Source organism: uncultured Anaerobiospirillum sp., assembly GCF_902485895.1.
GTDB lineage: Bacteria > Pseudomonadota > Gammaproteobacteria > Enterobacterales > Succinivibrionaceae > Anaerobiospirillum > Anaerobiospirillum succiniciproducens.
In genome coordinates, this window is record NZ_CABTML010000028.1 from 62,690 (window position 1) to 83,272 (window position 20,583).

Consider the following 20,583-nt stretch of genomic DNA (forward strand, 5'->3'; position numbering starts at 1 on the left):
CCTCTTAATTAACTAAAGCCACTCAATGCAACTTAGAAAAATAACAGATCCTTACGATGACATGCGCCACTATTGTTACTGGCAAAAACATCAAGTCTCATCGCTCTTAAGAGCTTTGAGCCTGCCATGACAAAGTCATAAGACAGATATTCATATACTGCTAAAAGTGACATCCTTTAAGCAGTATTTTTGTCTTTAGGCCCTTGAGCCTAAGTACTAAATTTTTAGCGCACTTTAAATAATTTAAGCGCTGTAACTTAGCTGATTGCACTTAGCAAAGTCTAGACACTTAGCTATTAGCTGCAAGTATCTTGTTGCTGATAATAGCTGCATTAAGCACTAGTGCATTTAAGCCTCAGCTAAAAGGAAAGCTATCCATACTGCTAGCGAGATGATCTTAGATAGCGCATGGCTGCATCTTTTAGCAATTAGTGGTCACGCTCAATGCAGAACCTTGCAAATTGCTTTAATAAATCAGTATCAACACTAATGCGCTCGAGATCTTTAATGGCATCTTCACATAAGCTACGAGCGTACTCGTCAGCCTTTTCAACACCAAGTAGAGTTACATAAGTGCTCTTTTCAAGTAACTCATCTGATCCTACGTTCTTTCCTAAGATCTTAGAGTCACCAGTAACATCTAGAACATCATCACGCACTTGGAATGCCAGACCTACTTTGCGGCCATAGTCAGTTAAGTGCTTAAGATCATGACCAACCTCTGGTGCCTCAACAATACCTAAGGCATTGGCGATCATATCGTTACTGTGATGAGAGAAAGCAGCCTCATATCGACCTGCAATAAAGCCAAGCTCTACGGCACAAGCGATCAGAGCACCAGTCTTTAATGAGTGCAGCTTCTCTAGTTCTTCTTGCTTTAAGGTGCAGTGCTCGGATGCAAGATCAATTGCCTGACCGCCGCACATACCCTCAAAACCAGCCGCTTTAGCAAGGCAGGCGCACATTCTACCTTTAACCTCACCAGAAAGACGGCACTTTGAATCGGTTAACAGCTCAAAAGCTAGAGCTTGTAAGGTGTCGCCTGCTAAAAGCGCAGTTGCTGAACCAAACTTAGCGTGCACAGATGGTTCGCCGCGACGCAGCATGTCATTGTCCATCTCTGGCATATCATCATGTACTAAAGAGTAAGCATGGATGCACTCGATAGCTGCTGCAACATAATCTAATGAACGCATGTCAGCACCATAGGCACTGCCAGTTGCGTAAACTAAGAATGGACGAGCACGCTTACCACCAAGTAACAGTGCGTAAGAGACGGCCTCTTTTAACGTAGCAGGCTCAGCAGGCATGCTGTCTAACTTCTTCTTGAGACATTCATCAACACGCTGCTGAATAAGCTTGAAATACTCACTCAATTGCATAGTAAGCTCTCTTATCCATCCTAAGCACATGCTTTAGCGTAAAACTAAAGCTGCTTTTGAAGTATTTAATAGCCGCATATGTTTAATGGGCTTTGATTTTAATCAGGCCTAGATTAATCTGTGTGCATGCTTACACTAAGGCTAAAGCGCATTGCTGCATTGCTTTACGTTTTTGCAATACAGATAGATTGATACTTAGCATAAGCTTACAGCTATTAGCTTAGCCCTGACTTTGCATCTCGGATTCTTCTTGGTTTAGAGCGTTAATCTGTTGCATAGCGCTCTGTCGAACCTGTGAAACCTTCTTTGACATGTCATTGAGACTACGACGGCAATCAACTGCTAGCTTCATACCCTCAGAGTACTTATCAATGGCCTCATCGATAGTGAGATTACCAGCTTCAAGATCTTTTACTACGCTCTCAAGCTTAGATAGAGACTCATCTAGATTCTTTAAACCAGTTTCTTCAGCCATAAGACTCTCCTATCTACTTTTACCCAACTCTGTTTTTGTACTAAAGCTTACAGCTTAGTTAACAAAGCAGGTTCAAATTGATATTGCACAGCTCTTAAGACAAGGGTCAGCACAGGTTAAGAAAAAACACTTTACTCAGAATAATCTGAGCATATCTTACCTGTATGCACTCCATGCGCATCTTGCCAATGCAACAAAAAATCACAAAGCACAGAACAAAAACACTATTTTTTGACTAAGCTCACGGCTTTGACGTGAAGTCAAAAACTTGCTTTCTGTGAGATTTAGTAAAGATGCATGTTTTGATAGCTTTTTAGCAAACGCTCAACTATGGCTATCAAAAATTTGCATAAACTCTAGCAAACAAGTCTAATGCAAAACTTAGAACTAACCGCCTCAAGCGGGATAATTTAGTGCCAGAGCTTATAAAAACAGCCTTTGACGAAGAAACTATTAAAGTTAAGGCCGTTGCAAGATACACCAAAACAGCTCTCTTGTAACGGCCTTAATTGTGTCTCTTCAAGACAGATCAAACTTATGCAAGCCTTATCACTTGTAAAGCTACACAATAGTGCGAACCACGCGGCATCGTGATTGTCTTTAAGCTAACCTAGCGTAACCAAAAGCATACGCAAGATTGTTTGCGCTATGCTGCGTGCGCTTAATACTGCCTTGGAAGCTTGCGCTTTAGTTGCGCATTAGAGCTCAGACAACAGCTTATCAAGTGATTTTGCAATATGATTTAAGTTTGCTCTAAAGAGCGGATAGGGTCATTGGCCCTATCCTGGGCTATTTAGCTAAATAACTACTGACGTAACTCAGCACCGAACTTGCTCTTAACAGCCTCAAGAATCTTGTTAACTACAGATTCAACTTCAGCATCCTCAAGAGTGTGGTCGTTGTCATGTAAGGTTACGCCTAAGGCGATAGAACGCTTATCACCTAAAGTCTCGCTCTCGAATACGTCGAAGATGCCAGCATCGGTCACGATGTTACCGCCAACAGCCTTGATCTCCTTTAACAGAGCGGAAGCTGAAACGGTCTTATCGATTACGAAAGCAAAGTCACGACGTACAGATGGGAACTTGGAGATTTCCTTGCTCTGAGGGATGATACGTAGGCTTAATGCAGCACGCTCAATCTCAAATACAGCAACAGGAGTCTTAAAGCCAAGATCCTTTTGAGCCTGAGGGTGGAGCATACCAACAACACCAACCTTCTTACCATCAAGGTACAGATCTGCACCCTGACCTGGGTGTAAGAATGGCTCGTCAGTTACCTTCCACTCAAAGTCATCAGCACGAGCAGTCAGAGCTAACAGTGCCTCAACGTCGCCCTTGATATCAAAGAAATCAACGTGACGGGCCTTGTTATTCCATGACTCAACCTCAGTATCACCAATAGCAATACCAGCGATCATAGGCTCTTGTGCAACACCATTTTCAGCTGCCTGATCTTGGATGTAGCGCAGACCTAACTCGAAAAGACGCACGCGCTTTTGCTGGCGGTTAGCATTGTACTTAGCAACAACAGCTAAACCTGCAAGCAGAGTAGTACGCATTGCAGACATCTCAACTGAGATTGGGGTGGATAAGACTAAAGGCTCCTTGTCGTTGAAAACCTTGAGCACCTTAGGATCGGTGAAAGAGTAAGTGATAGCCTCTTGGAAACCAGAGAGAACTAAGCAGTTGCGTAAAGCCTTCTCAGCTAAGACCTCTTCCTTGTCAGCACGCATGATCATGGTTGCAACAGGCAGAGTGTTACGGATATTGTTGTAACCGTAAATACGTGCAACTTCCTCAATCAGATCCTCTTCGATCTCAATGTCAAAGCGGAATGATGGGGAAGTAGTCTTGAAGCCGCCCTCAATAGCAACTGGGTTTAAACCTAAGTCCTTTAAGATGCGCTCAACTTCGTCAACAGGGATCTCACAGCCTAAGATCTTGTTTAAACGTGCAATACGTAACACGATCTCTTTGCCAAGACCAAGCTTAGACTCATCAGCACACTCAACTACAGGACCTGCGCTACCACCAGCGATAGCAATTAACAGCTCAGTAGCACGCTCAATAGCACGAACTTGCAGCTGAGGATCTACACCACGCTCAAAGCGGTGGGAGGCATCAGTCTTTAAGCCATAGTGACGTGCACGACCCTTGATAGCCAGTGGAGAGAAGAATGCAGACTCTAAGAAGACATCTACAGTCTCATCGTTAATACCGGAGTCTGCACCACCGAAGATACCAGCAAGAGCAAGTGGGCCCTTTGCATCAGCGATGATTAAGGTCTTCTCGGTAAGCTCAAGCTCTTCACCAGAAAGCACGGTCAGCTTCTCACCAGCTTTGGCAAAGCGCACAACGATACCATCGGTGAGGCGGTTGAAATCAAATGAGTGCAGTGGCTGACCTAACTCGAGCATTACATAGTTAGTAACGTCAACGATTGGGGATACAGCACGAATACCGCAACGACGGAGCTTTTCTTTCATCCACAGAGGGCTTTGAGCCTTCTGATTTACGCCACGAATAACACGACCAACATAACGTGGGCATGCCTCAAAATCTTCAATGGCAATTGGGAAAGTATCACTAATAGTCTCAGGAACCTTGTTAAAAGGAACCTCTTTTAATGGAGACTTAGTTAATACGCCAACCTCACGAGCAATGCCGCGAATTGAGAGGCAGTCTGGACGGTTGGTGGTCAGATCAACGTCGATAACGTGATCTTTTAACTGTAAGTAGTCGTGTAAATCGGTGCCTACAGGAGCATCTGCTGGCAGCTCAATGATGCCATCAGACTCTTCAGCCATGCCAAGCTCTTTGTATGAGCACAGCATACCGAATGACTCAACGCCACGTAGCTTAGCCTCTTTGATGGTGATGCCTGGTAAGTGAGCGCCAACCTTGGAGCAAGCTACCTTTAAACCAGTACGGCAGTTAGCAGCGCCACAAACGATCTGCAGTAACTCGCCTGTACCTGCATCAATCTTGGTTACATGTAAGTGGTCTGAGTCTGGGTGATCTACGCACTCAACAACTTCAGCAACTACAACGCCATCAAACTCAGCGCAAACACCCTCAGTGCTATCCACCTCGAGGCCTGCCATGGTAATGGCATCTGACATTTCCTGAGCGCTTAAGGTGTTATCAACCCACTCATCAACCCAGCTTTTATTGAACTTCATACTAAATCCATAGGGCCTACACATCACTCACGCCTTATAGAGCTTAAATCGCTGCTTTTGGCTGTGTGTATGTCTTATGCCCTTAAAAAATCTGTACCAACCTTAGCTTTTGGCAAAGGCTATGGAGACTAACCACATCCACATTTGGTCTGTGATCTAGTCGTGTTGAATGCTTAAGCGAACTGCTTTAAGAAACGTAAGTCGTTTTCAAAGAAAGCACGCAGATCCTTAACACCGTAGCGCAGCATAGTCAGACGCTCGATGCCCATACCAAAGGCAAAGCCGTTGTAGACTTCAGGATCGATACCAACGTTACGCAGCACGTTAGGGTGAACCATACCGCAGCCTAAAACCTCAAGCCACTTGCCACCCTTACGGCGCACGTCAACTTCAGCTGATGGCTCAGTGAATGGGAAGTATGAAGGACGGAAACGAACCTCAAGCTCTTCTTCAAAGAACTTCTGTAAGAACTCGTATAACACGCCCTTAAGCTCTGCAAAAGACACATTCTTGTCCACATACAGACCTTCGATCTGATGGAACATTGGGGTGTGGGTCATGTCGTAGTCGTTACGATATACACGACCTGGGGAGATAATACGGATAGGAGGCTCGCTCTTCTCCATAGTACGAATCTGTACAGATGAAGTCTGAGAACGGAGCAGCAGGCCGTTAGGGAACATGAAGGTGTCGTGGCTATCACGAGCTGGGTGGTGAGGTGGCAGATTTAACGCATCGAAGTTGTGGTAATCATCTTCGATCTCTGGACCTTGCGCAACTTCAAAGCCCATGGAGCCAAACAGCTCAGTTAAGCGCTCGATAGTGCGAGTAACTGGGTGAAGAGTGCCTACATCGCGGTGACGACCTGGCAGAGTGATATCAACCTTTTCCTCTGCAAGCTTGGCATCAAGAGCAGCCTTCTCAAGTTCGGCGCGGCGTTTTTCAATGGCAGCGACAACCTCCTGCTTAGCCTCGTTAATCACCGCACCACGCTGTGGACGCTCAGCAGGATCACACTTAGCAAGCTCCTTCATAAATTCTGCAAACAAGCCTTTCTTGCCTAAGAAATTTACTCGTACTGCGTCCAAATCCTGAAGATTCTTGACGTCCTGAGCGGCAGCAATACCGTCTTGTTTCGCCTGAACTAGCTTATCCATGAACAAAAAACCGTGTTAATTACAAACAAATGTTTAAGGCAGTTAATCTACCTTTGACTACCGTATCAGCAGCAATTATCTGCCCAAGCTATAGTGCCAACTTACGTAATAAACCATTTTCATAAAAGACTATGGCTTAAATACCCTTAGTGCTGCACTTGCCTGCGGTATGAAAAACTTTAAGGCCAGATCATATCGCGCCCAAAGACGCTATTTGATGAGCCTTTCTTACATCTTTTTAGATGTCACTTTGTCAAAAGTTGTTAAGCTTGCAATTATCTCATGCATTAGCATAAATCGCAAAAAAAGCGGGATCTTAATCTTTGAGCCATCATCTTTGCCCCATACCTTTACATTCTCAAGCACCCCGTGCTTGCTATGCACAAGCCTAGATGCAAGCTAAGCATCTTGGGCCTTTTGAGCAGAAAAAAATCTGCACTAATCATCGCCATCACCCTACACCGCCGCATCATTACTAGGCACGTAGCATCTTCAGCATCAACGCCTAACCCACATCAGGCCATGGCTAAAAACAAAAAACGACTTGTACTTTTGCAAATACAAGCCGTCTTTAGTGTCATGATCAACGATCTATGCTTAGGTTTTAACCAATAGGCCAAACGCCTATTTGTTAAAAGATCATTGTTTGAATAGTTAACTACTATTCGTAGAGCATGCCCTGCTTAACCTTATCAAATTGCTCAGCACCAATGAGCACCTTAAGGCAGGCTAAGCCAAAGTCGATAGAGTAAGCTGGGCCCTTACCAGTTACTAATAAGTGCTGTTCATCGATAGTTACACCCTCTGCAGTGTAGTTTTTGATGCTTGCATGGCAGCCTGGATAGCCAGTAGCTTTTGCCTCGCCTACTAAGTCATGAGCGCCTAAAACTAAACCTGGAGCGGCGCAAATAGCGCCAAGGTATTTGCCCTGTGCCTTATTTGCCTTTAAGAGTGTAACAAGGTGTTCATTAGCAGCACAGTTATTTGAGCCATCTAAACCACCAGGGATCACGATCATGTCATAAGGACCAACGCACTCACTAATGTGCTGATCGCAAACGACCTTCATGCCGTGAGACAGGGTCACTTCTTTTGAACCATCTGCAGTAACTGCAGCGCGAATTACCTTAACACCACCGCGATCTAAGATGGAGGCAACTGAGGTAACTTCCATATCCTCAGAACCATTTGCATAAGCTACTAATGCAACAGGCATAGCTAAATCCTCAACATTACAATCACTGACCAAACACAATCAAAAAAAGCCAGTGCAACTTTGACTATGCTATTGAAAAATGCAAGCTTTTGCATCAAAGACTTTGTCTTTGTGAGATAAAAAACACACAAGCTCACCTTAAGGACGCACACAAAACGTCCACAGAGCAAGTCGCCCTGCAATGCAAAAGTCACTCGTTTAGTTTAAAGGCTGCTCCACTTTGCAGCACTCTTAGAGTAGATATCTTCTAGCTTCGCTCTTAGAGTAGATATCATCTAGCTTCGCTCTTAGAGTAGATATCATCTAGCTTCGCTCTTAGCTGCAATACTCTTGTTAGGCAAACTTGCCACTACCCTATTTTAGAGATTTAACTCCTGTGCTGGCTGCACACGGGAGGCACGCATGGCCGGATATATAGCGGCTAGCCAACTCATTAGCAATGATGCTAGAGCAACAATTAAAACGTCGATGAAACTAAGATCGCTTGGAATGAAGTTGATGAAATAGACATCCTCATTAAGCAAATCAAAGCCAAACCACTCTTTCCAAGAGGAAGTAATTGGACTTAGGCTTAAGCTTAATAAGATACCTGGAATAAGACCAAATAAGGTGCCGTAAAGTCCGGTGATAATACCCATCAGTGAGAAAGTACGCACGATCTGAGATCGTGGCATACCCATAGTAAGCAAAATAGCGATCTCACGGCGCTTTTCACTGGTCATCATCATGAGGTTTGAGACGATATTAAAGCAAGCTACAGCTAAGACTAAGAACATGGCGATAAACATGATCTGTCTTACCATCTGAATATCATGGTAAAGCTTGCCTTGTGAGTTAATCCAGGTTGAGAGCATCGCGTTTTCGCTGATCTTGCCGTAAGTAGCATCGTAAATAATGCGGTTGGTATCCTTAAGTACGCTAGTGCGAATATGGATAGCATTTGGACCTTCTAGCTTGGATATAGTTAGCAACTCATCAAGATCCATTAAGGCAAGCGATCCATCAAGCTGACCGCCTAAATGAATCACACCTATCACTAAAGCCTTGTTGCGATTAGGTGCCTTTAAAGAGCTTTCAAAATCCTTAAAATCATCATGCTGTTGCTGCACATTAGACATGACCATCATGGTCACGACATCGCCCGCACCAACACCTAACTTCTTAGCGATGCTAGAGCCAATGATAATGCGTGGCATCTTGTCATAAGCGCTATTAGATTGCTCACTAGCACTATCACCTGCTGCAGCTATACTAGTTTTAGTATCTACATCGCTTACCTTAGCTGTGTTGCTGTCATTTGTCTGAGTGTTTGTTTCTGCTGACCTGTTGACCTTGGCCAAGGCGGTATCTTGAGTGGCATCTGCCTTTGGGGTATTAACTGAACAATGTCCGGCAATAGACTTGAACTCATCGTGATTGAGGCAATTCATGTCCACGTTGATAAAGCGCTGAATCGCAACTACTTCTTTTTCAGCTTGTGGCTCGATACCAGTGATGAGCAAAGGGGCAAAGGCACGATTAGCTGAGAGGATGGCTCTTACCTCTGCTGCTGGTGCTGTAGATTGAATGCGCTTATCTTGTTTAAGCACACTTTCAATACCCTCAACATCTTTAAAGTGCGAGTCAGATGCGGTTAAACGTGCTGAAGGGATTACGGATAAGACGCGGTTTTCTAGCTCAGATTCAAAGCCATTCATAGCAGAGAAACCGACAATAGCTGCAAACACACCTACTGCAATGCCGCAAGTTGAGGCAAAAGAGATGAAACGGGTTAAGGCACCTTTACGACGCGATCTAACGAAACGTAACGAAAGCATCATGCCTAAATTATCAGCCACAGATTTCTCCTGCATTCTTAAGGTGGTTCAATGCCTACCATGACTTACCTTGCTAAGAGCTTAGCTTGGCAAGTTTGGTTACATTTAGCGTTTGGTAAGCTGTTAATTGCTCCCATCACGACTTTTCGTCTATCAGCACTAAGTCTTTAAAGACAAATCTAACAGACCTTGCTTACTTATGAGCCTTTAGTTTTTAACTTTACTTCTTTTGCGGCTCTGCTAAGAGCTAATTTGCTAACTACTGAGGCAACCTCGCTGTCAGAATCGCTAAAGGTGCCATCTTTAATGACACCGCCTGCCATTTCATAGATAGTGTCGCATTGCTTAGCTAAAGACATGTCATGGGTAACCATGACTACAGCTGAGCCCTCATCACGCACTAGCTCTTGTAACAGCTCAAATACCTTAGCTGCATTAGTCTCATCAAGATTACCCGTTGGCTCATCGGCAAGAACCATCTCTGGTGAGTACACTAAAGCACGAGCAATAGCAGCACGCTGTCTTTCACCGCCAGAGAGCTCGGATGGCAAGTGATGCATGTGACTTACTAAACCTACTCGCTCTAAAAGATACTGCGCTCTTTCTTTGGCTAAGGATGGATTTACCTTATCAATAAGCAGAGGCAGCATTACATTTTCAAGCGCAGTAAAGTCACCTAAAAGATGATGAAACTGATAGACAAAGCCTAAATGACGATTTCTAAAACGTGCTTTGGCTCTGCTTGAAAGGCCATTGATGAGCACATCCTGAAAGTAGATATCGCCCTTATCTGGAGTATCTAAGGTACCTAAGATATGTAACAAGGTACTCTTACCTGAACCAGACTTACCAACAATTGCGGTCATCTTTGAGGCTTCGATATCTAAATCGACTCCTTTGAGCACAGCTGTCTTGATCTTGCCTTCGTCATAAGCGTGCTCGATGCCGCGTCCTTTATATAAAATCTTGTGCATTGTTAGTAGTCCGTTACGGTCACTCTAAACTTACATTAATCAATGTGTGAAGTTTGCTAGTACAAGATAGCTATCTAATATAAGTACCTACATAGCTTTCTTTACGATAAGCTGCTGCACATTGTTTTAGCTATTCACTAAGTTTATTGTTTTAGCTATTCACTAAGTTTGAGGCAGGGTCAGCTTTTGCGGCCACATAAGATGGGTAGAAAGTACACAGCAAAGACACGCCTAAACTTAAAACACAGATAACTACGATGTTCATTGGGTTTACTACCACTGGCAATTCACCTTGAACAATACTAATACCGATAGTGCTTAAAATAGCCTGCGCATTATAAGCCAGCGGAATGCCGGCAATCACACCAACTAAAGATCCTATGATGCCTGATGACATTCCCAGCAATCCAAAAATAGCAAGGATAGATGAGCTAGGCATACCAATAGTCTTCAAGATAGCGATCTCACTAACACGTGAACTTACCATCATGGTCAGTGATGAGAGAATATTAAAAGCGGCCACTACAACAATAAGACATAGCATTAAGGACATAGAGATCTTCTCAAGTCCCACGGCTTTAAAGAAGTCGCCATAACGCGAGCGCCAATCGGTGTAAGCAAATTTTTTGTCTAATGTGGAGAGGGTCTCTTCAATTAAGAAAGGGTCACTTAAATACAGTCTGTAGTAATGCTCGCCCTTGCCTAGACGAAGAAAACGACTGACATCATCATAGTTGCCAACTACAGTTGGGGCAGGTGACTTATCCAGACTATTTATAAGCGCACTTACTTCAAAGTTGCGTGCAACTGGGGTGATGCCAAATGGAGTGTAGCGAGCATTTTGCGTACTGATAAGTCTTACCTTGCTATCGTAAGAGAGCTCTATACCCATCTGCGAGACTTGCATATAGTTCACAGCTAGATGATAGGAGCCTGGTTCAAAATTGAACAAGCTGCCATAGGCATAGCCTAAAGAGTCAAACTCCATAAGCGGAATCTTAATTACCTTCTCACCTGTAGTGTAGGTTAAAGGCTCATCAGTGCTCTTAACATCATCACCTGAGTGCACACCTCTTTGTTCAAAATTAGCCGCATCCTGCTCACTAATGCCAAGCTTTTGTGCATAGTCCTTAGAAAGGTACAAAGAGTTATTGTCGGTAGCTTGCAATGTAACCATGGCAATTTCACTACCAAATTGCATCATGGACTCGCCTTGAACAAAAGGAACCAAGGCATTGACGTTATTTAACGAGAGTAAGTAAGGGATGTCTTGTACCTGTGCTTTGACCACCAAATGAGCACAATCACTCAAGATGTTTTCTTTCAAGCGCTCTTGCAGACCCTGCATGATAGAGCTCACTACAATCAAGGCACATACACCAATGGCAATACCTAAAGTAGCCAATGTAGCCACAAACGATGCGAAGCGTTGTTTCTTGGTGCCTCTGGTATAGCGTACAGCAATGAAGAATATCGAGTTACTAAATAAACTCACTTTATAAAAACCTAAAACATGTCATCCACAGTCATTGAAGTTGTGAGCATATCAGATTTAATAACACTTATCTTAATAAAACCGCTATTGCATCATAAAGGTAAGCTTTAACAGCCGAATGATGTTCAAAACAACATCAATCACAAATAGTTTAGTGGCACGAGCCACCACACATATCTCTCAGCGTAAAAAGATCTAACGACCAACTTAACCTAACATGACCAAGGCAGTAACAGAGTTACATTCCTAATAGACCGTAGCGCTAAAAGCAATTAACAGCAGCTAGAAAACCTCTCCTTGATAAGTTCATGCTCTGATAATGTTATAGCGCATTAACTTATGGATGGTTATGACTAAGATCAGCAACAGCCTGAACAAACTCAGGATCAGAATGATCGCAAAATGCAGAACGCCCCGTATCGAGCATACGAATTAAGGACATATCTGAGTTTGAGATCTCAAAATCAAACACACTAATATTCTCTTCCATACGCTTGATATGCGAAGACTTTGGAATGGCGATAATGCCACTTTGCACTAAAAAGCGCAGACCAATTTGAGCTACTGTGCGATTGTATTTAGCGGCGATCTTCAATAAAACTGGATTTTCAAAGAAGCTATTCTTACCCTCGGCAAAAGGCCCCCATGCCTCAAGCTGTACCTTAAACTTATCCATATAAGGCCTCAGCTTAGCTTGCTGCTGAAATACGTGAGTCTCCATCTGATTGATCTGAGGCTTGATCTCCATAAAGTTGCACAGATCAACGAGGCGATCGGCAAAGAAATTAGAGACGCCAATGGCTCTAATCTTGCCATCTTTAAGCGCTTTTTGCAGAGCTCTATACGTACCATAGTAATCGCCATATGGCTGATGGATCAGCATGAGATCAATATAGTCAGTCTGCAAACGCTTGAGCGACTCATCAATCGATGCTGCAGCTAAATTCTCACCACTATGAGCCACCCAGATCTTAGAAGTTAAAAAGAACTCATCACGAGGCACGGATGACTTTTTTACAGCCATGCCAACAGCCTCTTCATTGTGATAGGCCTGAGCTGTATCAATCAAACGATAACCCACGCTAATAGCATCGGATACGGCTTTAACACACTCATTATGATCAGGAATTTGGAACACACCAAAGCCCAATGCTGGTATCTTAACCCCATTGTTCAAAACAATATTGTGCATCCTGGCTCCTACTCACTAGTTCAATCAGATCCTTGCTGCAGTTAAAGTCTAGTTCCATCAACATAATCTCTTACCTGCTTTTAGCATATGATAGCTTCAGGTAAAGACATTTACTGCCAAAGTAAGTGACGATTCTAGCCGAAAGTTAAAACACTTTCTGTGTTGCCATCTAGGTTTTTGATGAAAAGACTCAAGCTACAACTAAATTAGTACAAAAAGATCATCTTCTTATCCTAAAGCTAAGATCTTTAAGCGGCATTTACCCAGCTAACTAAGATCTTTAAGTAGCATATACCTAGCTCACTGAGATCTTTAGTGGCATATACCTAGATCACTGAGATCTTTAGTGGCATATACCTAGATCACTGAGATCTTAAAGTGCATTTACCTAAATCACTAAGATCTTTGCCCCATTTGTGAACGTAAGGCATATTTCTATGTTGTATCTAAGATCTTAGCTGTTACCACAGTCTCCACGATTTTATGAGACATTTTGTGATCTTTAGGCAGTAAAATTTTGGCGTGAACGACAAAAAATCTCAATCTATACGCTACAATAGCGACCTTAATGTTAGTGAGACGCACGTAATGCTAGAGCGCATTTTTGTTTATTGTAGGCGTGCAACCTACAAAGAAGATCGCTAAGCATTTAGCTATGTGCAAGAGATAAAAGCGTGTTTTTGCTTCACGCTTAGTTTGAGAATGAAGAATTCTAAATCCCATTCAAAGCGCCTATCCATCGGTGAGCTTTTCTACTCATTCCAGGATTGGGCCTTATTCAATCACGATGGCACTGTGAGTCGTTTTCGTGTGAGCTGCCTGAGCCTTTTCGCTCTGTCACTGCTCTTACACGTAGCACTCAAACCAAACGGTACTGACTATCAAGATCCTTCCTTGGTAGCAACAAGAGCCGATGCCACCGCACAAGCCGTACCCGTTCAAACCTCTGTATCCCGTGGCTCCATGAGCCAAGGCCATGAGAGCAACAATCTCATGAGCATGAATAGCACTCAGCAAACTGCTGCAGTTGATGAAGAGTGGGAAGAAGAGGAAGTTAAGAGCGCTTGGTACATGTTCGGCTTTGGCGATGAAGAGCGTAAAAAGAAGCAACAGCTTGCTGCTAACCGTAAAGCTGCTGCTAGCGAGATCATCGACGGAGCTGCTTTCTTATCAGCCTGCGGCAACATTAACTCTGGTTATATTGGCTGCCGTTTTAGTTTCTCCGAGAAGATTCAAAAGAACTTTGATAGCACTGTAGAAGCTGCTGATGATGGCTTTATGCTCACCTTAACTGCAAAGGGCAATCAGCTTTCTGATCGTTGCTCCCGTTTTGTAGTTAACTCTGAGGGCGTTTATCAAGCCTTTGATCGCAATGGTGCCCTCAACAACAAGTGTTTTGGTAGCTCTATTAAGAGCTCAGAGGTTCTATCTATCCGCAACAATGAAGATCAAGTCCACTCTTCAAATTCTCAAAGCGGATTAGCCTCTAACTAAGATCTCTAAGCTGCAGCCTCAGAGCTGCAGCTACCACACCCTCATCAAGCTCTTGCCGCATCTTTATCTATACAGCCTAATTAGCATTAGTTTGTTGTTTCCCCACCATCTGATCCAATCCCACTATCTTTTTACTTAGAAATCTAAATACTAACTAGCGTGCTACTAGCTCATTACATAGCTCATGTGGCTTAGATGCTATAACTGATGGCTAGATTGCCTTATATACGGGCTTTGTTGCGACTGTATCATCTGACTAAAAATCGCAATAAAAGCGGCAGTGTTCTAGCATGCCATGCGGATAAAATGGCTATTGTTCGGCCTTTAGTGCATAAGTGGGCCATCATAATGGCGCACTCATTGATGGTGTCTTTTTAACTTGTTGCGATGGAGTTTCAACAAACTAACTCAAATTAGCCAATGGTGTATAATCAAACAGATATCCAAACCAACGGTAAGAAGACCTAAATTATGTACAAGATTGCTGAAAACTCAGTCGTAAGTGTTTCCTATTACGTAACTGATGAGACCGATCAAGTTGTTGGTCGTACAGACACTAACCAGCCTATGGTTGCTCTCTTAGGTAAAGGCCAATTAGTTAAGGGTCTTGAAGATGCCTTAATCGGTCTTTCCAAGGGTGATGAGTTCGTAACTACTCTTGAGCCAAAAGATGCTTTTGGTGAGATCAAGCAGGAGCTCATTCAGGAAATCGATCGCGGTTTATTTGGCAACTATCCTCTTGAGAAGGGTAACATGTTCGAGGCTGACACTAGCACTGGCCCTCGTTTAGTTATCGTTTCCGAGATCAAGGAAAATACTGTTGTTGTAGACGGTAACCATCCATTAGCTGGTAAGACCTTAAAGTTCATGGGCACTGTTGAAGATGCTCGTGAGGCTACTGCTGAGGAAATCGCTCACGGTCACGCTCATCCAGATGGCCTGTGCCCATCAGAAAGCCACGGCGGCTGCTGCGGCGGTCACGGTGGTCATGGTTGCGGTTGTGGCGGCGGTCACCACCATCACCATGAGGAAGATCATGAGTGCTGCGGTGGCGGTCATGAGCACGGTCACGGCGGCTGCGGTTGCTCAGGTCATGGTCATCACCACGATGATGAAGAGCACGAGTGCTGTGGTGGTCACGGCCACGGTCACGGTCATCACCACGGTGATGAAGAGCATGAGTGCTGCGGCGGTGGTCATGGCCACGGTCACGGCGGCTGCGGTTGCAGACACAACTAAGATTTGATGCTCAAAACTTCTAAGCTCACCAAAACGCATTAATAACATCATTTTGGTGTACACTATGCGCCGAGCTTGTATAGTGCTTTTTAGCGCTTAAATAAGCCCTCTTATGCTTAAAGCTTAAGAGGGCTTTGTATTTATGCCCAATCTGATTAAAGTTAATTCACTCCTCTTGCATGCAAGCAGTAATCTTTAATCAACTAAGCTATAAACAAAGCTCCCATCACGTTGTTTTTTAGCCTTGCTGCTTAATAAACAACGATCTTCTACCTATTCTGATGTTTCTTATCTATGAAGTTTATTCTCCGACTTTTCCCTGAAATATCCATCAAAAGCAAACCTGTTCGTAACCGCTTAATCAAGGTCTTAACCCAGAACCTGCACAATATCGCCGCTAACCACGGCTTCGAGATCAAAGTGCAGCCACAATGGGATAAGCTCATGGCTACTTTTGGTAGTGATGAGAGCGAAAAGACTCGCACCCAAGCCGTACGTGAGTTATCCCGTATCCCTGGCATCCACTCTTTCTTAGAAGTAAAAGAGTTTACCTTTGAGCGCTTTGAAGACATCTTTGAAGTTGCCGGCCCAATCTACGGCCCTTCTTTAAACGGTAAGACCTTTGCTGTACGTGTTCGTCGTCGTGGCAATCACTCTTTCACCTCTCAAGAGGCAGAGCGCATGATTGGCGGCATGTTTAAGGCTCACTATCCTAACTTAGGCGTTAACCTCAACAAGCCTGAGGTGACCATTAATATTGAGCTTGAACAGGATAAGGCTTTTGTGGTCACCAACAAGTATCAGGGTTTAGGCGGCTATCCAGTAGGCTCACAGGGTGTGGCCTTAAGCTTGATCTCTGGCGGTTTTGACTCTGGTGTATCAACATACAAAGCTATCCACCGTGGCATGAAGGTTAACTACCTGTTCTTTAACATGGGCGGTACTGCTCATGAGATTGGTGTTAAGCAAGAGGCCTACTTCATTTGGGATCGCTTTGGTTCCTCCCACAAGGTTAAGTTTGTCACCATTCCATTCGAGCGCATCGTAGGCCAGATCTTAGAGCGTACCCACCATGGCGTCCGTGGTGTGATCTTAAAGCGTATGATGATGCGTGTAGGCTCTCAAGTTGCCCGTAAGCTCAATGCTGAGGCTTTAGTTACTGGTGAGAGCGTTGGTCAGGTATCCTCCCAAACTTTAACTAACTTAAACCATATTGATCGCGTATCCGACTGCTTAGTATTACGTCCATTAGTTATGGAAGATAAGCAAGATATCGTAGATAAGGCTTGGGAAATCGGCACTGCCGGCTTTGCAGAGAGCATTCCTGAGTATTGCGGTGTGATCTCTGATCATCCTAACGTTTGCCCAGAGCGCTCTTTCGTTGAGGAAGAAGAGGCTAAGATGGATGCAAACTTAGTTGAAGAAGCCGTCGAAGCTGCAGCTGTTCTTGATATCAAGGCTATTCCTGAGAATACCTCTAAGCTTGAGATCGAGGTTGAGACCGTTAAAGAGCTGGCTAAAGATGATGTGATCTTAGACGTGCGCTCACCTGATGATGCAGCCAAGGCTCCGCTTAAAGATGAGACCCATCAAGTCATAGAGCTACCTTTCTACAAGGTAGCCTCAGAGTTTGGCAATCTCGATAAGCTTAAGACCTATGCCTTATTCTGCGATCAGGGCGTTATGAGCACCATGCAGGCTCATGAGCTCAAAGAAAAAGGCCACCACAATGTTAAGGTCTATCGCCCAGACTAAGATCTAAAAGCACCATGGCTACCAAAAGCCGCTCATAGAAGCGCTATCCGTAGCAGCCGTATCCGTAGCGACCACAAACGTAGCCACGGTAGATCATGCAAAAGGCCAGTAAGAACACTACTCATAAGTAATGCGCTTACTGGCCTTTTTGTATCTTAAGCCATCATCAGATGCTTAAGCTTAGCTTGCTAGGCACTCACGCCTAGCATAAAGCTTTGCATGGCAGTAAAGAGCCACCTTTGCTTTGCATGCTATCGCGCTGCAAAGTGCTGATGCTCTCCTTTGCATGCTATCGCGCAGCAAAGTGCCGATGCTCTGATAATTGCTCCTTTGCATGCTGATGAGCGGAGATAAAGGGCCACACTTGCATTAGGCGCGGCAGGCTCTCAAGATATCTAAGCTTGGATCGTAGTCCTTAGTGCTCACATCAAAGATACCAAGCAGAGTGTGGAAGAGATTGTCGTGACTAAACTTTCCAGCACTACCTTGTTGCTCAAGGCACTTCTCATTTAAAGCAAGCATTTTCTCGGCATTTTCTGATATGTAAAGCTGCATTGGAACTTGCTTTTGTACCTCAGGAGCTACAGCATATGGCAGTCCATGTAAGTAGACACCATTTTCACCTAATGACTCACCATGATCTGAAATATATAACAGCGCCTTATTTTCAGTTGGAGCCTTTTCTAAAGCTGTGTAGAGCTTGGAGATTACATAGTCAGTATAAAGGATAGTGTTGTCATAAGCATTGATAACCTCCTCAGTAGAACAGTTCTCTACATCGGCACGGTTACATGCAGGGGTGAATGTCTCAAAGTTCTTTGGGTAGCGCTCATAATAGCGTGGACCATGTGACCCCATCAGATGCACAGCGATAACTGTATCCTTTTTGATGTCCTTAAGATATGGTTCTACTTTCTCGGCTAAGACTGAGTCATAGCAGCGACCACCTACACAATTAGGACTCTTTTCAGGCTTGATATTGACTACATTAAGGCGATCACATACGCCCTTGCAGTCGCCTTGATTGTCAATCCAGGTAACATCCACACCGGTCTTTTTCAGAACATCGAGGACATTATCGCGGTTAATCACGAGCTCATCTTTGTAAGTATCTCTAGTTAAATTTGAAAACATGCATGGCACTGATCGAGCAGTGGCTGTACCACATGAGCTTACATTGTTAAAGCCATACATATGCAGCTTAGAGGTGTATGGATTAGTCTGGCGATCATAGCCACGATACTGATAGTTTGCAGCACGACCGGTTTCACCTAAAACTAAGATCATGGCCATTGGCTCTTTACGCTTAGTAATGATCTTAGCATCCTCGCCTAACAGCACTGGCTCTGGTGGAGTAGTAAAGTAGTCTTGCTTTACTACGCGATAAGTTGAGTAGAGCACTGTAGTTGGATTGATCTCTCGATTGAGGCTCTTGTTATTACGGCCCACAAACGAAAACTGCTGATAGTAGGCAAGCACAATAGTGCCGGCTAGCGCTAAGGTACCCACAATAGCGCCAATACGAATGAGATTAGAGCGCACTAAGCCCTGAGGATAAGTAATCGGGGCAGTAATAATGATAAAAGCAGGGATGATACCAAGCAGTGTAAATGACAGTACCGAACTAAATGACAGATAAGACAAGGCCTCGGCAGTATTAGTCTGCATGAAGTTACGAACCATGTCCTGATCAAAGACGACGCCGTATTTTAAGGTGCCAATGGTGCACAAAGCACCAAGCAGAGTGATGAAAGACAGACCTGGCTTAAGCACATAGCGCCAAGAAAAGAGAATGAGGAAGATAGAGTAGAGCAGTACACCAACAGCAAATAGTCCAATAATGATGAAGAAGACAGACACACCCTCTGCACCATTTGCATTGGACTTCTTATAGATGTCAACCATGTGCTCAATGAGCGGCAAGTTAAGGACTAATAAGAAATATAGTGCCACAATGCCAGTAAAGACAATATTGTTAAACACTATCTTTGGCATCTTGCTGTACAGACTAAACATTTTGCAATCCACACATAAAGAAGGTAAACGATTCTAACGCCCACTAAAGCATTGTGGATTCAATCTGAAACTACTATCTTCATGACAGGAAGATAGATTGCTAATGCCTGCTTATGGGTTAATACCATAAATCTTTATCAAGCATTGAGGCTGGTCTCTACTTAACGAAATCCACACACAAACTGCAATTGGCCATAACACAATAAGCTCTCAAAACCCTTGGTAAAGCCCTGATTTAGCGTGCACGTGTAAGTGTACTTGCATAATGTTAGGGATTTATTAGCAAACAAATCTTTAATCTATAACTCAAAAATAATTATCAATTTAACGGCCAAAAAACGAGTGTAATCCATACAAACTTTTAATCATATACACTGCCAGTAAATCGCTATGCTCAGCATCATAGCCCACAGTCATTACTTGAAAGATTGAGCTTATGACCTAGATCATTTCAACAAGTTGCATGAAAACGCTTAGTACCGCATAGGCCGTGGATGCAATCTAGTCAATCTGATGCTTATAAGTTAGTTATTAGGCTCTATATGATGTACAAAAGATCGTACTTATATGGTGTGAGGTGGGAAGAACTCTAGATCTATATGCCGCCATCTAGCAAAAGCAAAGCTCTTTTTATACAGGATCCGCTTTAAATAATCGAGACTTAGATGAGCCAACTGGCTTCTTTTTTAATATAGACGGCCCAAAAAAGAGAAAAGCCTGCCATTTGATTAATCCGTTCTCAAACAGCAAGCTTCTCATGGGTGTTATCCGTTTTTTTGTATGTTCAATTTTATAGATACTTTGTTAAATCTATATTAAGAAATGACTAGATACATTAGTGTATTTTGTGTATTGCATGCAAGATCACTTTTGTAAGCAAGCTTGTATTTAAGGCATTGTTTAATACCACCTGATGCATCAATTGTCATCAGTGCAATTTTCCACAGTATTAATCAAAACTTCACAGCCGCTTAATAGTTCGTAAGTAAGTGCATATTCATCCAGATCGTCTCACTACATATGTCTTTGAACAGCAACTAAAAAGGGAGCTACACGAGCTCCCCTTTTTTAATCTATTACGCTAATCATGAATGAGAAACAATCTAGTATCTACAAGCTAGCCTAACAGAGGTCAGTGCCTTTTAGACGCAATTAGCCCCATGGCATTGTTACGCATAGTATCGTGC

At 43.6% G+C, this 20,583-nt stretch carries 13 protein-coding genes; 3 read left to right on the forward strand and 10 right to left on the reverse strand.

Annotated features, from left to right (window positions below):
* Window positions 1–428: 428 nt before the first annotated feature.
* The 9 genes from RDO37_RS02740 to RDO37_RS02780 form a co-directional block, all read right to left on the reverse strand.
* Window positions 429–1,382, reverse strand: a complete 954-nt coding sequence (locus tag RDO37_RS02740; RefSeq protein ID WP_273326081.1) for a polyprenyl synthetase family protein — start codon at window positions 1,380–1,382, stop codon at window positions 429–431.
* A gap of 220 nt (window positions 1,383–1,602) precedes the next feature.
* Window positions 1,603–1,857, reverse strand: a complete 255-nt coding sequence (xseB, locus tag RDO37_RS02745) for an exodeoxyribonuclease VII small subunit (RefSeq protein ID WP_044121179.1) — start codon at window positions 1,855–1,857, stop codon at window positions 1,603–1,605.
* Between the two features lie 805 nt (window positions 1,858–2,662).
* Window positions 2,663–5,041 (reverse strand): phenylalanine--tRNA ligase subunit beta, encoded by a 2,379-nt coding sequence (gene pheT, locus RDO37_RS02750; RefSeq protein ID WP_308498017.1) that lies wholly within the window; start codon window positions 5,039–5,041, stop codon window positions 2,663–2,665.
* Between the two features lie 173 nt (window positions 5,042–5,214).
* Complete coding sequence (pheS, locus tag RDO37_RS02755; protein WP_044121181.1) at window positions 5,215–6,198, reverse strand: phenylalanine--tRNA ligase subunit alpha; 984 nt, start codon at window positions 6,196–6,198, stop codon at window positions 5,215–5,217.
* 661 nt (window positions 6,199–6,859) lie between these two features.
* Window positions 6,860–7,414 carry a DJ-1 family glyoxalase III gene (locus tag RDO37_RS02760; RefSeq protein WP_308498018.1) on the reverse strand — a complete coding sequence of 185 codons (555 nt, stop codon included), beginning with the start codon at window positions 7,412–7,414 and terminating at the stop codon, window positions 6,860–6,862.
* 359 nt (window positions 7,415–7,773) lie between these two features.
* Window positions 7,774–9,252, reverse strand: a complete 1,479-nt coding sequence (locus RDO37_RS02765) for an FtsX-like permease family protein (RefSeq protein WP_308498019.1) — start codon at window positions 9,250–9,252, stop codon at window positions 7,774–7,776.
* Window positions 9,253–9,428: 176 nt separating this feature from the next.
* The gene (locus RDO37_RS02770; RefSeq protein ID WP_303073589.1) at window positions 9,429–10,205 is read right to left on the reverse strand and encodes an ABC transporter ATP-binding protein; all 777 of its coding nucleotides are present in this window, start codon (window positions 10,203–10,205) and stop codon (window positions 9,429–9,431) included.
* A gap of 151 nt (window positions 10,206–10,356) precedes the next feature.
* A complete protein-coding gene (locus RDO37_RS02775; protein WP_308498020.1) occupies window positions 10,357–11,700 on the reverse strand; it encodes an FtsX-like permease family protein in 1,344 nt (447 codons plus the stop codon).
* Window positions 11,701–12,037: 337 nt separating this feature from the next.
* Window positions 12,038–12,892, reverse strand: a complete 855-nt coding sequence (locus tag RDO37_RS02780; protein WP_281710779.1) for an aldo/keto reductase — start codon at window positions 12,890–12,892, stop codon at window positions 12,038–12,040.
* A 702-nt stretch (window positions 12,893–13,594) separates the two neighbouring features.
* Between RDO37_RS02780 and RDO37_RS02785 the strand changes: the two genes are divergently transcribed.
* The 3 genes from RDO37_RS02785 (at window position 13,595) to thiI (ending at window position 17,380) form a co-directional block, all read left to right on the forward strand.
* A complete protein-coding gene (locus tag RDO37_RS02785; protein WP_308498021.1) occupies window positions 13,595–14,386 on the forward strand; it encodes a hypothetical protein in 792 nt (263 codons plus the stop codon).
* A gap of 471 nt (window positions 14,387–14,857) precedes the next feature.
* Window positions 14,858–15,625 (forward strand): peptidylprolyl isomerase, encoded by a 768-nt coding sequence (locus tag RDO37_RS02790; protein ID WP_281710777.1) that lies wholly within the window; start codon window positions 14,858–14,860, stop codon window positions 15,623–15,625.
* Window positions 15,626–15,919: 294 nt separating this feature from the next.
* Window positions 15,920–17,380: a tRNA uracil 4-sulfurtransferase ThiI gene (thiI, locus tag RDO37_RS02795; RefSeq protein ID WP_027938897.1), complete on the forward strand. Its 1,461-nt coding sequence runs from the start codon at window positions 15,920–15,922 to the stop codon at window positions 17,378–17,380.
* 369 nt (window positions 17,381–17,749) lie between these two features.
* On the opposite strand, the gene RDO37_RS02800 is transcribed toward thiI, so the two are convergent.
* A complete protein-coding gene (locus tag RDO37_RS02800; RefSeq protein ID WP_308498022.1) occupies window positions 17,750–19,396 on the reverse strand; it encodes a phosphoethanolamine--lipid A transferase in 1,647 nt (548 codons plus the stop codon).
* Between the last annotated feature and the right edge of the window lie 1,187 nt (window positions 19,397–20,583).